The following is a 13,560-nucleotide window of genomic DNA, read 5'->3' as shown; positions in this document are numbered from 1 at the left end:
GCCTCCTCTTTCGCCGTCCGGTCTCGCCTGCTGGAACAACCCCCCGAGCCTACGCCCCCGCCGCCCTCACGCCGCGAGCAGCTCCGCCAGCAGGCGCGGGTCGATGTTGCCGCCGCTCACCACCGCGACATGGGTACGGCCGGGCGGCAGCTCGTCCCGGTGGAACAGGTACGCCGCCGGGGCCACCGCGCCGGACGGCTCCGCGACGATCCGGCCGCGCCGGGCCAGCACCGCGACCGCCGCCCGGATGTCGTCCTCACTCACCGTCACGATGTCGTCCACATAGGCGGTGAGGTGCTCGAACGGCAGCTCCCCCACCGAGACGGTGCGCAGCCCGTCCGCCAGGGTGCGGTAGGTGCGCTCCACCGACCAGCGGACCAGCTCGCCGGTACGCAGGCTCTGCTGGGCGTCGGCGGCCAGCTCCGGCTCCACCCCGATCACCCGCACCCCGGGCATGGTCAGCTTGACCGCCGCCGCCACGCCGGAGATCAGCCCGCCGCCGCTGACCGGCACCAGCACGGTGTCCACGGCCAGGCCCAGCGCCGCCGCGTCGTCCGCGATCTCCAGGCCGATGGTGCCCTGACCCGCGATGATGTCCGGGTCGTCGTACGGCGGCACATGGATGTAGCCGTACTCGGCCGCCAGCTGCCTGGGCACGATGTCGCGCTCCTCGGCGGGCACCAGCCGTACGTCGGCGCCGTAGGAGCGGGTGGCCTCCACCTTGACCGCCGGGGAGACGTCGGGCATCACGATCACGGCCTTGATGCCGAGCAGCCGCGCCGCGTACGCCACCGCCTGGGCGTGGTTGCCGCTGGACTGGGCGACCACGCCGCAGGCGGCCTCGGCGGGGGTGAGGGCGGCCAGCCGGTTGTAGGCGCCGCGCAGCTTGAAGGCGCCGGTGGGCTGGAGGTTCTCCGGCTTGAGCAGCAGCGACCGCCCCTCGTCGTCGGCCCAGGGGCAGGGCATCAGCGGCGTACGCACCGCCACTCCCGCGATCCGCTCCCGGGCGGCTGCCAGCTCCTGCCGTGTCACCAGTGCCATGCGTTCCCCTCCGACTCGCCCGCTCCTGCGGGCAGCTCACCTGTTCCCATGGGCAACTCGCCTGCCCCTCGGGGCACTTCGCCTGTCTCCTCGCGGCGCTCGCGGCGTCACCGCCGGTCGGGCTCCTCCTCGGGCAGGCTGCTCACCCGGTTCTCCCACTTGGTGGAGAGCACCACGGTGGTACGGGTGCGGGCCACGCCCCGGGTGCTGGAGAGCCGCTTGACCACCGACTCCAGGCCGTCCACGTCGGAGACCCGGACCTTGAGCATGTAGGAGTCGTCGCCGGCGATGAACCAGCAGTCCTCCACCTCGCCGATGTCCTTGAGCCGCCGGGCCACGTCCTCGTGGTCCGCGATGTCGCTGAGCTGCACGCCGATCAGCGCCGTCACGCCGAAGCCCAGCGAGGCGGGGTTCACGGTGGCGCGGTAGCCGGTGATCACCCCGGCCTGCTCCAGCCGGTTGATCCGGTCGGTGACGCTGGGGCCGGAGAGGCCCACCAACCGCCCCAGCTCCGCGTAGGAGGCGCGTCCGTTCTCCCGCAGGGCCTGGATGAGCTGTCTGTCCACCGCGTCCATGCTGTGCTCTTTCAACTACACGGACCTTCCCATCGTTGCCGGACCCGGGCTCCGGCATGCGGAATCAAAGGGTCCGGGCCGCATTCGACCCGGGCATTCCGAAGAACATACTCTGCCGAGCCACCCGTACTCATGTCCGCTCGCCACCGGTGGCGTCCGCGCGGGCCTCCCCGAGCGAGCCGCGCCACCGCCGGTACAAGGTGTGCCCCACCCCGACCGCGTCCAACACCCGCCCGGCCACGAAGTCCACCAGCTGCTGCGCGGTCGACCCGCCCGCGTAGAAGGCGGGCGACGCGGGGAGCACCACCGCGCCGGCCTCGTCCAGCGCGACCAGCTGGCGCAGCGTCGGCCCGTTCAGCGGCGTCTCCCGTACGGCCACCACCAGCGGCCGCCGCTCCTTGAGGGTGACGCTCGCGGCCCGCTGGAGCAGGTCCTTGGACAGGCCGAGCGCGATCCCGGCCACGGCGGCGGTGCTGGCCGGCACCACCAGCATGCCCCGCGCCGGGTACGAGCCGCTGGACGGCCCGGCCGCCAGGTCGCCCGCCGGCCAGTGGCGGACCCGGTCGAGCGCCGGGTCGAGCGCCGCGTCCAGGGCGGTCGTGTCCGGCGGCGGGGAGTCACCCAGGCCCTGGGCCAGCCAGGCGCGCAGGTCCTGCCGCCAGTGGGCGTCCCGGAAGGCGACCCCGGTCTCGTCCAGCACCGTCAGCCGCGCCGCCCGGCTGACCACCAGGTCGACGTCCTCCCCGGCCGCCAGCAGCGCCCGGACCACCGAGGCCGCGTACGGCGTCCCCGACGCCCCGGACACCCCGACCACCCACGGCCGCCGCACCCGCTCCCGCTGCTCCACCACCACCGTCTCAGCCATCGCCCGCACTTTACCTTCGCCCCCACCCCACCACCCGGCCGCGCTCCGCCCCGAAGCGGCCGTGAGTCGCGGTCCGCGCGGGTAGCGTCCGAACGTACGCGGGTCCGGGTTCGAGGATGCGGGGGCGGCCGTGGTCGACGAGATCAGCAACGGTGAACGGATCGGCTCCCTGCTCGCCGGACGCAGGCGCTGCCTCGGGCTCTCGGAGGAGGACGTGGCACGGCGGCTGATCGACATCTCCGGGCGGGCCACCCTCACCCGCACCGATGTGTGGCGCTGGGAGACGGAGTACGAGGGCCGGACTCCGGGACCGCAGTGGCTCCCGCACCTGGCCGAGGTACTGCGGCTACCGGAGGACACCCTGCGGCGGGCGCGGGCCGCTTCCAGGGCGGCCCGGAGGTTCCGGGTCGGCACACCCCCCGCGCCGGACGACGTGATCGCCCGGCTGCTTCCGGTGGACACCGAGTTCGCGCCCTGCGGCACGACGAGCGGCCGCACGGTCGGCATGGCCGACGCGGAGGCACTGCTGCGCCGGGTGCACGGCCTGCGGCTGGCCGACGACGTACTGGCCGGCGGGGACCTGGTGGAGACGGTCGTCCGCGAGCTGCGTGCGGCCATCGCGCTGCACGACAACACCTGCCACTCGGAGGCCGTGGGCCGCCGACTGCTCACCGGGGTGGGGGAGCTGGCGCAACTTGCCGGCTGGGTCGCCACCGACTCGGGTGGCAAGGCCGATCCGGCACCGCTGTTCCGCCTCGGGGTGGCCGCCACCGAGCAGGCCGGCGACCGGCCACTGACAGCGCATCTGCTCGGCTCGTGGGGCTACTGGGAGGCCAACCCAGGCGTACGACGACGTCGACCTGACCGAGCACGGCGCCGACGAGGCGATGCGGGGCCGCGACGAGTTCAACTTCTCCGTCGGCATCCCCTTCTCCCAGACCCCGCTGCCGGTCATCCGCTCGCACCTTGCCAACCTCTCCCGCCTTCAGCATGCCCGCAACCAGGCCACGGCGGTGGCCCGGTGAGCGCCCGCGGGTTCTTCCTCACCGTGGACGGGCCAGGGGGGATCGGGAAGTCCACGACCGTCCCAGTCCTCGCCCAGCAGCTCCACCAGGCCGGTCACACGGTGTACGCCACCACCGAGCCGTCCAGCAGTCCCCTCGGCATGGCCACCCGTCGACTCGCCAACGACGTACGGGGCACCGCTCTGGCGCTGCTGGTCGCCGCCGACCGGAACCACCACCTGGCCACCGAGATCCGTCCTCGCCTGACCACCGGGCACACGGTCGTCTGCGACCGCTACCTGCCCTCCAGCCTGGTCCTCCAGCGCCTGGACGGAGTGCCGCCGGACTTCATCCGGGCCGTCAACGCGGGAATCGACCTGCCCGACCTGGCGGTGATCCTCACCGCGTCGGCTGACACCATCGCCAGGCGCCTGGTCACCCGTGGCTCCCATCACCGCTTCGAGGACGACCTCGGCAACGTCCAGCGCGAGCTGGACCTCTACGAGCAGGCGATCCCCATCCTCGAAGCCATGTCCGTCCGAGTGGTCCGCATCGACGTGGACACCCTCACCCCCGAGGGTGCCGCCGCAGCGATCCTGCACGCGGCCGACTTCCCCTCGGCTACCGTCCAACCAGCCGCCCCGTCCCCGAGACCGGATAGAGCACCATGACCCACAGCAGCCCCGTCATCGATGTGCACCTGATCCTGCGCGACGGCGACAAGATCCTCCTGTCCCAGCGCGGCGGCCCCTACGGCTACGGCCAGTGGCACGCGCCCTCCGGCAAGCTCGACCCCGGCGAGCCCCTGACCGTCGCCACCGTCCGCGAGGCGTACGAGGAGACCGGAGTCGTGGTCGACCCCGACCACGTCCGGCTCGTCCACACCGTCCACCACCGCCAGGGCGACGGCGCCCCCGACCGGATCGGATTCTTCTTCGAGGCGACCCGGTGGGAGGGCGAGCCGGTCAACCGGGAGCCGGAGAAGTGCCTCCGGCTCCAGTGGTTCACCGTCCATGACCTGCCCGACGACGTGATCCCCTACCCGGCGGCCGGCCTGCTGGGGTACCTCGAGGAGGACTTCGGCGTCACGATGCACGGATGGCCGACCGGTGTGGGAGACGACTCGACGAGTGGGTGAGTGCCCGCTCCTAGAGACGATCGCAGGGTCTCCTGCCCTGGTGTCGCTCCGCGGCACCGTCGGCGTTCGCACCCAGCGGGCGACGGGACGCCTGGTGCCACGGCGCGCCGGGGATCGCCCTCGCCCGCCACGGCCTGCTTCCGGAGAGCGCGCCGAGACCAGGGGACTGCCTGCTGCTCTTGTCCTGGCCGGCACCCGGCGGCCCGCCGCCGCCGGCCGACGCCGCGCTCCCGGGTGGGCGGGTGGTGGGGCCGGGGGCCGGGCGAGGAGACTGGGCCGTCATGACGACGAACCACCCGACCGGCTCCTGGGTCGACCTGTCCGTCCCCGTCTTTCCCGGCATGCCGGTCTACCCCGGTGATCCGGAGGTGGAGTTCGGCCCCGCGCTGCGGGTGGCCGAGGACGGCGTGAATGTGCTGCGGCTGCATCTGGGTTCGCAGTCCGGTACGCATGTCGACGCGCCGTACCACCTGGACGACACCTGGCCCACCCTGGAGGGCCTGCCGCTGGACCGCTTCGCCGGGCCGGCCGTGGTCGCGGACGTACGCGGTCTGGAGCCGCGCGCCGCCATCACCGCCGAGCTGCTGGCCGCCGCCCTGCCCCGGCTGCGGGCCGGGGTGGTCCTGGTGCTGGCCACCGGCTGGTCGGCGTACTGGGAGACGGACCACTACCTGGCGCACCCCTGGCTCACCCCCGAGGCCGCCCAGGCCGTGGTGGACGCGGGGGTCCGCACGGTCGCCGTGGACGCCCTGAGCGTGGACCGCACGCCCGACCCGGCCGACCACGCGGCCGAGTTCTCGCTGGCCGCACACCGCGTCCTGTGCGGCGCCGGGGCGGTCATCGCGGAGAACCTCACCAATCTCGGCCCGGTCATCGCGGCCGACGCCGCCGCCCGCCCGGTCCACCTCTCCCTCTTCCCGCTCCGCCTGACCGCCGCCGACGGCGCCCCGGCCCGCGTGGTGGCCCGGATCGGCTGAGCGCCGGGCGAGGCGGGCCGCCGCGTGAAGCGGGCCGCCCCGTGCAGCAGGCCGCCCCGTGCAGCAGGCCGCCCCCGGCCGGTGACCGGGGGCGGCGGCGGTTGCCTCGGGCGGCGTCAGCCCGTGGTGCAGGGGGAGCCGTTGAGGGTGAAGGCGGTCGGGGGCCGGTCGCTGGCGGTCCAGGCGGCCTGGAAGCCGAAGGACGCGGTGCCGCCGGGGCTGATCCTGGCGTTGTAGTCCATGGCGGTGGCGGTGACGCGCTGGCCGGTCTGGGTCAGGGTGGCGTTCCAGACGTTGGACACCCGCTGGTCGCCGGGGAAGGTCCAGCTCAGCTGCCAGCCGTTCAGCGCGGTGCTGCCGGTGTTGCGGATGTCGACCCCGACGACGACCCCGCCGGTCCACTCGCTCTGCGCGGTGTACGTGACCTTGCAGGTGCTGGCCGGCGGCGTGCTCGCGGGCGGCAGCACCAGCTCGGTGATCGAGTACGCCGGGAAGCTCATCGCGGTGCTGCCGTTGGTGACGGTCTGGTCGGCCAGGTGCTGGATGGCGGTGGTGTCGGCCTGGCCGTACTGGTAGACCTTCGCCTTGCTGGTGCCGGTCAGCCCGGCGATGGACAGCGGGGAGCTCACCGCGTCGGGGGTCTTGTTGACCACCATCACCGTGAGGTTCCGGTCGCTGCTGCGCTCCGCCGCGTACACCGACAGCTGGTCCTGGTCGCTGCTGGCGGCCTTCACCGCCGTGTCACCGAAGGACGATCCCGCGCCGTCGTAGTTCAGGTACATCCGGAACGCGTAGGCGCCCGGGTCGTCGGGGTTCGGCGGCCCCCAGAGGTTGGCCAGGTCCAGCCCCTCACGGCCGAAGATGCCGAGGATGTCGGCTTCCGCCGCAGCGCCGTCGATCTTGTCCAGCGCGCCCCAGTTGTACTCGGTGATCGCGGTCTTCGTCCCCGGGTAGTTGGCGTCCACCAGCGACTTCATCCGGGGGATCGCCATCACCGGCTGGCCGATCCAGCTCTCGTCGGTGTACGTCGGGTCCCACAGCCCGCGGGTGGAGCGCAGCCGCAGCGCCTGGGTGTCCGGGTCGTCGCTCTCGCTGAAGACGCCGTTGCCCTGCGGGTACCAGTGGTTGTCGTAGTAGTCGAGGATGCGGGTGCCGTGGTCCTGCTCGTACGCGGCCATCTGCTGGAGGTACCAGGCGCCGAAGTCGACGCCGCCGTGCGCCGCCTTGTCCGGCGGGTTGGACCAGCAGCTGCCGCCCTCGGTGTTGCAGGTCTGCTGGTCGGCGCCGGAGAGGGTGATCGAGTTCCAGCCCCAGCCGGTGGGGCCGAGGGTCTTGGCGGCCGGGTCGGTGGCCTTGATCGCGGCGGCCACCTCGTAGGTGCGGTCCCGGATCTCGTCGTAGGTGGCGCCCTTCGGGTGGACGTCGCGGTGGGTCTCGTGCCAGATGTCCGGTTCGTTGTCCAGGTTGTAGAACTTCACCCCGCCGTGTGCCGCGTCGCCGTAGGTGTCGTCCAGGTACTTGACCCAGTCGGACACGTAGTCGGCCCCGGCGGGCACGCTGGTGTCGGTGGGGTCGTTGCCGGTGATCGGCGTGCCGTCCGGCTTGAGGCCGTTGCCGCAGTCCGGCGCCCACTGGTCCGTCGACTGCTGCGGGCCGTACTTCTCGACGCTGAAGCCGCAGAGCTTCTCGCGCTCCGGCTTGGGCACCCAGCCGATCAGCGGCACGGTGATGATGGTGTCGGACCCGGCGGCGCGGTCCTTCTCGATGAACTGGTCGGTGGAGGAGCCGTCCGGCAGCGCGCTGGGGTCCGCGACGTCCTCGGGGATGTTCTCGAAGTACCAGTCGCTGGCCCGGTTGCTGGTGTCGGTCAGGTAGTTGTAGCGGGTGGTCGCGTTGCCGCCCCACCGGTCCACCGGCAGCTTCAGCTCCTTGGCCAGCCCGGCGTCGGCGAAGCTCATGCCGTAGATGTCGCGGCTGATGGAGTGCCGACCGGCGGCCGGATCGACGCTGAGCACCGGTGGCTCGTACGTCGCGGCCGCCCGGGGCGCCGCGGCGGACACCGCTGGGCTCGCGGCCAGCCCGGTGCTGACCAGCGCCGAGGTGATCAGCACGGCGAGGGCGAGGGATCTGCGCTGCATGGGCATGCTCTCCTTCGAGCGGACACGGCACGGGCGTTCGAAGGGCTCCGGAAGCGCCATCAGCGCCGGACCCGCTGCACAAGCGCTCCGCACCTCCGCCGCCGCGTCCGGGCAGGGTGGTGCCCGGACGCGGGGATGGTGGAGAGTGGGAGCGCTCCCAGAGAGCCTGAGGCACTTGCCAATGTACTGTCAAGGCTTCTCGCCACGATCCCCGCTGCCGCGCCGACCGGGGCGACACCCAGATCACCGGCAGCGCCGGGGCCCTTCCCCCGCCGCCTACCCGACCGCGTCCGGGGCCTCCCGGGCGCTGCGGGAATCGCCCTGACCGGCGCCGCCCTCAGGCCGCGTGCGGGGTGCGGGAGACCGCCATCTCGGCGCCGGGTGCCATCCGGATGGCCAGATCCACGTCCAAGGCGTCGGCGATCCTGGCGAGCAGCGGCAGGGTGGGGACGGTCGCCCATCTCCAGCTTGGAGACCTGCGGCTGCGTCCCGGACCAGAGTGCCCCATCACGGCGCATCCGGGGCAAACAACCGGGCAAGGCTCACCCAAGGGGCGCGAGGAACTGCGCGAGCGACCACCCGCCGCCCCGCCGCCCCGCAGCGCCCGCCCGAGCGCCCCACCCCCGTCAGACCACGGCAGTGGCCCCCTCACACCCCCAAGCCGCGCAGCACCAGATCCAGCAGCGCGAAGCAGAAGAGCGCGATGCCCACGAACCCGTTCACGGTGAAGAAGGCCCGGTTGAGCCGGGACAGGTCGCCGGGCCGGACGATCGCGTGCTCGTAGAGGAACGCGCAGACCACCACCACGAGGCCGACCCAGAACGCCGCCCCCGCATGGGTGAGCAGCGCGTACCAGACCAGCAGCCCGGTGGTGACGACGTGCGCCGCGCGGGCGCCGTGCAGCGCGGCGGCGATGCCGAAGCGGGCCGGTACGGACTTGACGCCGTGCGCCCGGTCGGCCGCGACGTCCTGGCAGCCGAAGATCAGGTCGAAGCCGCCGATCCAGACGCCGACGGCCAGGCCGAGGACGACCGCGTCCCACGACCAGCGGCCGGTGACGGCGATCCACGCGCCGACCGGCCCCATCGCCTGGGCCAGCCCCAGGATGGCGTGCGGGAAGTCGGTGAACCGCTTGCCGTACGGGTAGACCACCATCGGTACGACGGCGACCGGCGCCAGCGCCAGGCAGAGCGGGTTGAGCAGCGCCGCCGCGCCGAGGAAGAAGGCCAGCGCGATCAGCGCGCCGGTCCAGGCGGAGCGGACCGAGACCGCGCCGGTGACCAGTTCCCGCCCGGCGGTGCGCGGGTTGCGGGCGTCGATCTCGCGGTCGATGATCCGGTTGGCCGCCATGGCGAAGGTCCGCAGGCCGACCATGGCGACGGTGACCAGCAGCAGGTCCAGCCAGTGGACGGTACCGCCGTTCAGATACATCGCGGTCAGCGCGGCGATGTACGCGAACGGCAGCGCGAAGACCGAGTGCTCGATCATGACCAGCCGCAGGAACGCCTTGGTGCGCCCCGGCGTGGGCACCGGCGCGGCGGGCGGCGCGGCGGGCGGCGGAGTCTGACGGCCGAGGGCGTCCGCGGCGGTCACCGGCGGTACCCCCGTACGCTCGCGCGGCGGCCGGACCGGCCCGCCCTCGTCTGCTCGGTGGCGGGGCCGAGAGTCACAGCCCGTACTCCTTCCAGCGTCGGGTCACTCGTTCGGATGTTTCCGGGTCGGAGGTGACCATCTCGGGCCAGCCGCCGTCGCGGGTGTAGCCCTCCTCCGGCAGCTTGCGGGTGGCGTCGATCCCGGCCTTGCCGCCCCAGAACTGCTGGTAGGAGGCGTGGTCCAGATGGTCGACCGGCCCTTCCACCACGGAGAGGTCGCGGCTGTAGTCGGTGTTGCCGAGCGCCCGCCAGGCCACCTCGTGGTAGTCGTGCACATCGCAGTCGGCGTCCACCACGATGATCAGCTTGGTCAGCGACATCATGTGAGCGCCCCAGATCGCATGCATGACCTTCTGTGCGTGCTTGGGGTACTTCTTGTCGATGGAGACGATCACGCAGTTGTGGAAGCCGCCCGCTTCGGGCAGGTCGTAGTCCACGATGTCCGGGATGATGATCCTCAGCAGCGGCAGGAAGAACCGCTCGGTGAACTTCCCCAGCGGCCCGTCCTCGGTCGGCGGCCGGCCGACCACGATGGACTGGAGGATCGGCCGCCGCCGCATAGTGACGCAGTCGATGGTGAGCGCCGGGAACGGCTCCTGCGGGGTGTAGAAGCCGGTGTGGTCCCCGAACGGGCCCTCCGGCAGCATCATCCCCGGCTCCAGCCAGCCCTCCAGCACCACTTCGGCGTCGGCCGGCACCTGGAGCGGCACCGTCTTGCAGTCCACCATCCGCACCCGCTCGCCCTGCACGAACCCGGCGAACAGGTACTCGTCGATGTCACCGGGCAGCGGCGCGGTGGCCGCGTACGTCACGGCGGGCGGGCAGCCGAACGCGATGGCGACCGGCAGCCGCTCACCGCGCCGGGCCGCCACCTGGTAGTGGTTGCGGCTGTCCTTGTGGATCTGCCAGTGCATGCCGATGGTGCGCCGGTCGTGCCGCTGCAACCGGTAGAGGCCAAGGTTGCGCACCCCGCTGTCCGGGTCCTTGGTGTGGGTCAGCCCCAGGTTGAAGAAGGAGCCGCCGTCCAGCGGCCAGGTGAACAGCGCGGGCAGCTGCTCCAGGTCGACGTCGTCGCCGGTCAGGACGGTCTCCTGTACGGGGGCGTCGCCCGGCTTCACCTTCTTCGGCGGTACGTGGGCCATCGACGCCAGCTTGCCGAAGGCGTCCCGGAAGCCGGTGAACCCCTGCGGCAGCTCCGGCTTCAGCAGCCCGGCGATCTTCTCGGAGATGTCATCGGGCGACTTCAGCCCCAGCGCCTTGGCGAGCCGCTGCTCGGTACCGAAGACGTTCATCGCCAGCGGCATCGATGAGCCCTTGACGTCCTCGAAGAGCAGCGCCGGGCCCTTGGCCTTCTGCACCCGGTCGACGATCTCGCCGACCTCCAGATACGGGTCGACCTGGACCTTGACGCGCTTCAGGTCGCCGTCGCGTTCGAGCGCCCGCAGGAAGGACCGGAGATCGTCGTATGCCATGCGAGCCAGTATCCGCCACGCACTAACCTTGTCCCGTCATGAGGTCCCTCCGGTCGGAGGAGCCCACCCGTTCCCGGGGGAGTTGCGTCACCGTGCTGCGGTCTCTGGTCTACCTGATCCCATTCGCGCTGTGGATCTGGGCCTTCATCGACTGCCTGCTCACGCCGGAGGAGGAGGTCAGACACCTCCCCAAGGTGGCGTGGATCATCATCATCCTGCTCTTCGGTGAGTTCCTGGTCGGCTCGATCGCCTGGCTGGTCGCCGGCCGCTCCCGCAGGACGGCGGCCCCCCGCGAGGTGCTCTGGCCCTCGGCCGCCGCCGGGTTCCCCGAGCACGAGCGCCCGCGCGGCCGGGTGCTCGCACCGGACGACGACCCGGAGTTCCTGGCCTCGCTCAAGAAGCACAACGAGCAGCACGAGGACATGCTCAAGCAGTGGGAATCCGACCTGCGCCGCCGCGAGGAAGAGCTGCGCCGCAAGTCCGACGACCCCGAGTGACCCCGCCCCCGGCCACGGCATGAGGGTGTTCCGGCGACAGGGCGGGGTGGACTGATCATGGTGGCTGGGCGGCGGTCGCTGGGACGGCAGTTCGGGTGGCTCTGGGCGGCGTACACGGTCAGCACGCTCGGCACCTGGCTCGCGTTCGACGCCTTCCCCTTGATCGCGATCCTGGTGCTGCACGCCGGGACGACCGCGGTGTCGGCACTGGCGGCTGCGGGGCTGGCGGTCGGCGCGGTGGTGGCGGTGCCGCTCGGCCCGTGGATGGAGTTCCGCCGCAAGCGGCCGGTGATGGTCGCGATGGACCTGCTCCGGTTCGCGGCGCTGCTGACCATCCCCGCCGCGTTCGTGTTCGGCCGGCTCAGCTTCACCCAACTCCTGGTCGTGTCGGTCGTCGTCGGCGCAGCCGACATCGCCTTCACGGCGGCGAGCGGCGCATGCCTCAAGGCACTGGTACGGCGGGAGGACCTGGTCGTCGCCGGCGGACGGTTCGAGTCCACGACCTGGACCGCCGCCATGCTCGGGCCCCCGCTCGGCGGGGCCGCGATCGGCGTGTTCGGCCCGGTGCTGACCGTGACGGCCGACGCGGTGAGCTACCTGCTGTCGGCGCTGGGGATTCGCGCGATCGGCGGGCGGGAGCCGGACCCCGCGCCCACCGGGGCACCGCCACGGCTGCGGGTCGGCGGCCTGCTCGAAGGGTGGCGGTACATCCTGACCGACTCCGCGCTGCGCCCGCTGTTCCTCAACACGGTCCTGGTCAGCGGCCTGATCATGGCGACTTCACCGCTGCTCGCCGTCCTGATGCTCGGTCGGCTCGGCTTCGCACCCTGGCAGTACGGCCTCGCCTTCGCCGTGCCCTGCGTCGGCGGCCTGCTCGGCTCCCGGCTGTCCTCCCGGCTCGTCACCCGGTTCGGGCGGCACCGGGTGCTGCTCACCACCGGGGTGCTGCGGGCGGTCTGGTCGCTCGGGCTGGCCTTCGTCGGCCCCGGCACCGCCGGGCTGGTACTCGTCATGGTCGTCGAGTTCGGACTGATCACCTGCATGGGCGTGTTCAGCCCGGTGTTCGCCGCCTACCGGCTCGACCGGACCCCGGCAGACCGCGTCGCCCGCACCCTGTCCGCGTGGTCGGTCACCAGCAAGGCCACCATCGCCGCACTGACCGCGCTGTGGGGCCTGCTGGCCGGAGCCACCAGCCCCCGTACCGCGATCACGATCGCCGGTCTCCTCATCCTGGCGACCCCGCTCCTGCTCCCCCGGCACGACCACGCGCCCCAGCCCGAGCCGGAACCGGCCCGTACGTCCTCAGTCTGACGACCATGCCGCCCCCCGTCGGCCGCGGTGAAATCCCCGGGGCCGGGCCGCCGATCAGTCCGGCAGGCCGATGAAGGTGCAGCCGCCCCGCCGGCAACAGCCAGGGCCTCACTGCTCCTGTCCCGGGGGAGTACGCCGATGACCATATGCCCAACCTCTCCACCGCCATCTGGACCAAATCCAGCTACAGCAGCGGCAACGAAGGCCAGCGCTTTCGAAGTCGCCCCGGACCTCCCCGGCACCGCCCCCACCACCGGCGAGCTCAACAGCCCCAGACCCCACCCGGCGCCCGGTCCGGGTCATCAGGCGCTCCCCTGCCGCAGCTCGCGCACGATCTCCGAGATCCTTGTGCTCGCTTCGACCGGGTCCTCGTGCTCCCAGACGCGGACGACAGTCCACCCGGCCTCACGCAGCAGGCGGTCGGTCTCCGCGTCTCGGGACCGGTTGCCCTCGATCTTGGTGTGCCAGAACTCGGCGTTCCTGCTGGACGCACGAAGGTGCTCGGGGCAGCCGTGCCAGTAGCAGCCATCGACGAAGATGGCGACCTTCAGCTTCGGGAAGAGCACATCAGCGGTGCGTCGCAAACCGGGCAGGGGGCGTGACGCCACGCGGTACCGGAGGCCCTGCTTGTGCAGCAGCGAGCGAAGCCGGAGCTCCGGCTTGGTGTCCTTGTTCCGGTTGCCCCGCATGGAGGCGCGTACGGCGGGCGAAGCGGCCCACGAGCCCTCGGCCGGAGGCTCCTCGGTCAGCAGGCCCCTCTCCCAAGCCATCCTCCATCCCTCGGCGAGATTCGCGGACCGGCTGTCGTGCTCGACCTGGCCAAGGTAGCGAGCAGGGGATTTGCCCCCGTCGGACCAACGAAGGTACGCCCGGATGCGACGGGTGTCGGG

General features: G+C 72.3%; 13 protein-coding genes. 5 read left to right on the top strand and 8 right to left on the bottom strand.

Going from position 1 to position 13,560, the window contains the following annotated elements; genetic code table 11:
* Positions 1-66: 66 nt before the first annotated feature.
* The 3 genes from ACIQGZ_RS03865 to ACIQGZ_RS03855 form a co-directional block, all read right to left on the bottom strand.
* Positions 67-1,041, bottom strand: a complete 975-nt coding sequence (locus ACIQGZ_RS03865; protein ID WP_402599150.1) for a threonine/serine dehydratase — start codon at positions 1,039-1,041, stop codon at positions 67-69.
* Between the two features lie 107 nt (positions 1,042-1,148).
* Complete coding sequence (locus ACIQGZ_RS03860) at positions 1,149-1,616, bottom strand: Lrp/AsnC family transcriptional regulator (RefSeq protein WP_402599972.1); 468 nt, start codon at positions 1,614-1,616, stop codon at positions 1,149-1,151.
* A gap of 130 nt (positions 1,617-1,746) precedes the next feature.
* Positions 1,747-2,481, bottom strand: a complete 735-nt coding sequence (locus ACIQGZ_RS03855) for a UbiX family flavin prenyltransferase (protein WP_402599149.1) — start codon at positions 2,479-2,481, stop codon at positions 1,747-1,749.
* Between the two features lie 130 nt (positions 2,482-2,611).
* Here ACIQGZ_RS03855 and tmk point away from each other — a divergent pair, with 130 nt between their 5' ends.
* The 3 genes from tmk (at position 2,612) to ACIQGZ_RS03840 (ending at position 5,600) form a co-directional block, all read left to right on the top strand.
* Positions 2,612-4,156, top strand: a complete 1,545-nt coding sequence (gene tmk, locus ACIQGZ_RS03850; protein WP_402599148.1) for a dTMP kinase — start codon at positions 2,612-2,614, stop codon at positions 4,154-4,156.
* A complete protein-coding gene (locus tag ACIQGZ_RS03845; protein WP_402599147.1) occupies positions 4,153-4,623 on the top strand; it encodes an NUDIX domain-containing protein in 471 nt (156 codons plus the stop codon). The genes tmk and ACIQGZ_RS03845 overlap by 4 nt, the downstream gene beginning before the upstream one ends.
* Positions 4,624-4,904: 281 nt before the next feature.
* Positions 4,905-5,600, top strand: coding sequence for a cyclase family protein (locus ACIQGZ_RS03840; protein WP_402599146.1), 696 nt, complete (start codon positions 4,905-4,907; stop codon positions 5,598-5,600).
* A gap of 116 nt (positions 5,601-5,716) precedes the next feature.
* Here ACIQGZ_RS03840 and ACIQGZ_RS03835 read toward each other — a convergent pair whose 3' ends face one another.
* From ACIQGZ_RS03835 to ACIQGZ_RS03820, 4 genes are all read right to left on the bottom strand, one after another.
* Complete coding sequence (locus ACIQGZ_RS03835) at positions 5,717-7,738, bottom strand: glycoside hydrolase family 44 protein (protein ID WP_402599145.1); 2,022 nt, start codon at positions 7,736-7,738, stop codon at positions 5,717-5,719.
* Positions 7,739-8,075: 337 nt separating this feature from the next.
* On the bottom strand, positions 8,076-8,246 hold the full coding sequence (locus tag ACIQGZ_RS03830; protein ID WP_402599144.1) for a hypothetical protein: 171 nt from the start codon (positions 8,244-8,246) through the stop codon (positions 8,076-8,078).
* Between the two features lie 140 nt (positions 8,247-8,386).
* Positions 8,387-9,331: a menaquinone biosynthesis prenyltransferase MqnP gene (gene mqnP / locus ACIQGZ_RS03825; protein WP_402599143.1), complete on the bottom strand. Its 945-nt coding sequence runs from the start codon at positions 9,329-9,331 to the stop codon at positions 8,387-8,389.
* A 73-nt stretch (positions 9,332-9,404) separates the two neighbouring features.
* A complete protein-coding gene (locus ACIQGZ_RS03820; protein WP_402599142.1) occupies positions 9,405-10,862 on the bottom strand; it encodes a menaquinone biosynthesis decarboxylase in 1,458 nt (485 codons plus the stop codon).
* A 92-nt stretch (positions 10,863-10,954) separates the two neighbouring features.
* Between ACIQGZ_RS03820 and ACIQGZ_RS03815 the strand changes: the two genes are divergently transcribed.
* A complete protein-coding gene (locus ACIQGZ_RS03815; RefSeq protein WP_402599141.1) occupies positions 10,955-11,359 on the top strand; it encodes a PLDc N-terminal domain-containing protein in 405 nt (134 codons plus the stop codon).
* Positions 11,360-11,419: 60 nt separating this feature from the next.
* Positions 11,420-12,670, top strand: a complete 1,251-nt coding sequence (locus tag ACIQGZ_RS03810) for an MFS transporter (protein ID WP_402599971.1) — start codon at positions 11,420-11,422, stop codon at positions 12,668-12,670.
* Between the two features lie 302 nt (positions 12,671-12,972).
* On the opposite strand, the gene ACIQGZ_RS03805 is transcribed toward ACIQGZ_RS03810, so the two are convergent.
* Positions 12,973-13,440 (bottom strand): very short patch repair endonuclease, encoded by a 468-nt coding sequence (locus tag ACIQGZ_RS03805; protein WP_402599140.1) that lies wholly within the window; start codon positions 13,438-13,440, stop codon positions 12,973-12,975.
* Positions 13,441-13,560: the final 120 nt, after the last annotated feature.

Origin of the sequence: Streptomyces sp. NPDC092296 (assembly GCF_044755465.1) — a bacterium.
Taxonomy (GTDB): Bacteria; Actinomycetota; Actinomycetes; order Streptomycetales; family Streptomycetaceae; genus Peterkaempfera.
The sequence above is the reverse complement of the archived record's forward strand: the minus strand, read 5'-3'. Positions and strand labels throughout refer to the sequence as shown.

Coding starts and splice junctions, on each gene's coding strand:
- ACIQGZ_RS03840 (WP_402599146.1), top strand. CDS start 4,905: ATGACGACGAACCACCCGACCGGCTCCTGGGTCGACCTGTCCGTCCCC.
- ACIQGZ_RS03805 (WP_402599140.1), bottom strand. CDS start 13,440: ATGGCTTGGGAGAGGGGCCTGCTGACCGAGGAGCCTCCGGCCGAGGGC.
- ACIQGZ_RS03865 (WP_402599150.1), bottom strand. CDS start 1,041: ATGGCACTGGTGACACGGCAGGAGCTGGCAGCCGCCCGGGAGCGGATC.
- ACIQGZ_RS03820 (WP_402599142.1), bottom strand. CDS start 10,862: ATGGCATACGACGATCTCCGGTCCTTCCTGCGGGCGCTCGAACGCGAC.
- ACIQGZ_RS03845 (WP_402599147.1), top strand. CDS start 4,153: ATGACCCACAGCAGCCCCGTCATCGATGTGCACCTGATCCTGCGCGAC.
- ACIQGZ_RS03835 (WP_402599145.1), bottom strand. CDS start 7,738: ATGCAGCGCAGATCCCTCGCCCTCGCCGTGCTGATCACCTCGGCGCTG.
- ACIQGZ_RS03860 (WP_402599972.1), bottom strand. CDS start 1,616: ATGGACGCGGTGGACAGACAGCTCATCCAGGCCCTGCGGGAGAACGGA.
- ACIQGZ_RS03855 (WP_402599149.1), bottom strand. CDS start 2,481: ATGGCTGAGACGGTGGTGGTGGAGCAGCGGGAGCGGGTGCGGCGGCCG.
- ACIQGZ_RS03830 (WP_402599144.1), bottom strand. CDS start 8,246: ATGGGGCACTCTGGTCCGGGACGCAGCCGCAGGTCTCCAAGCTGGAGA.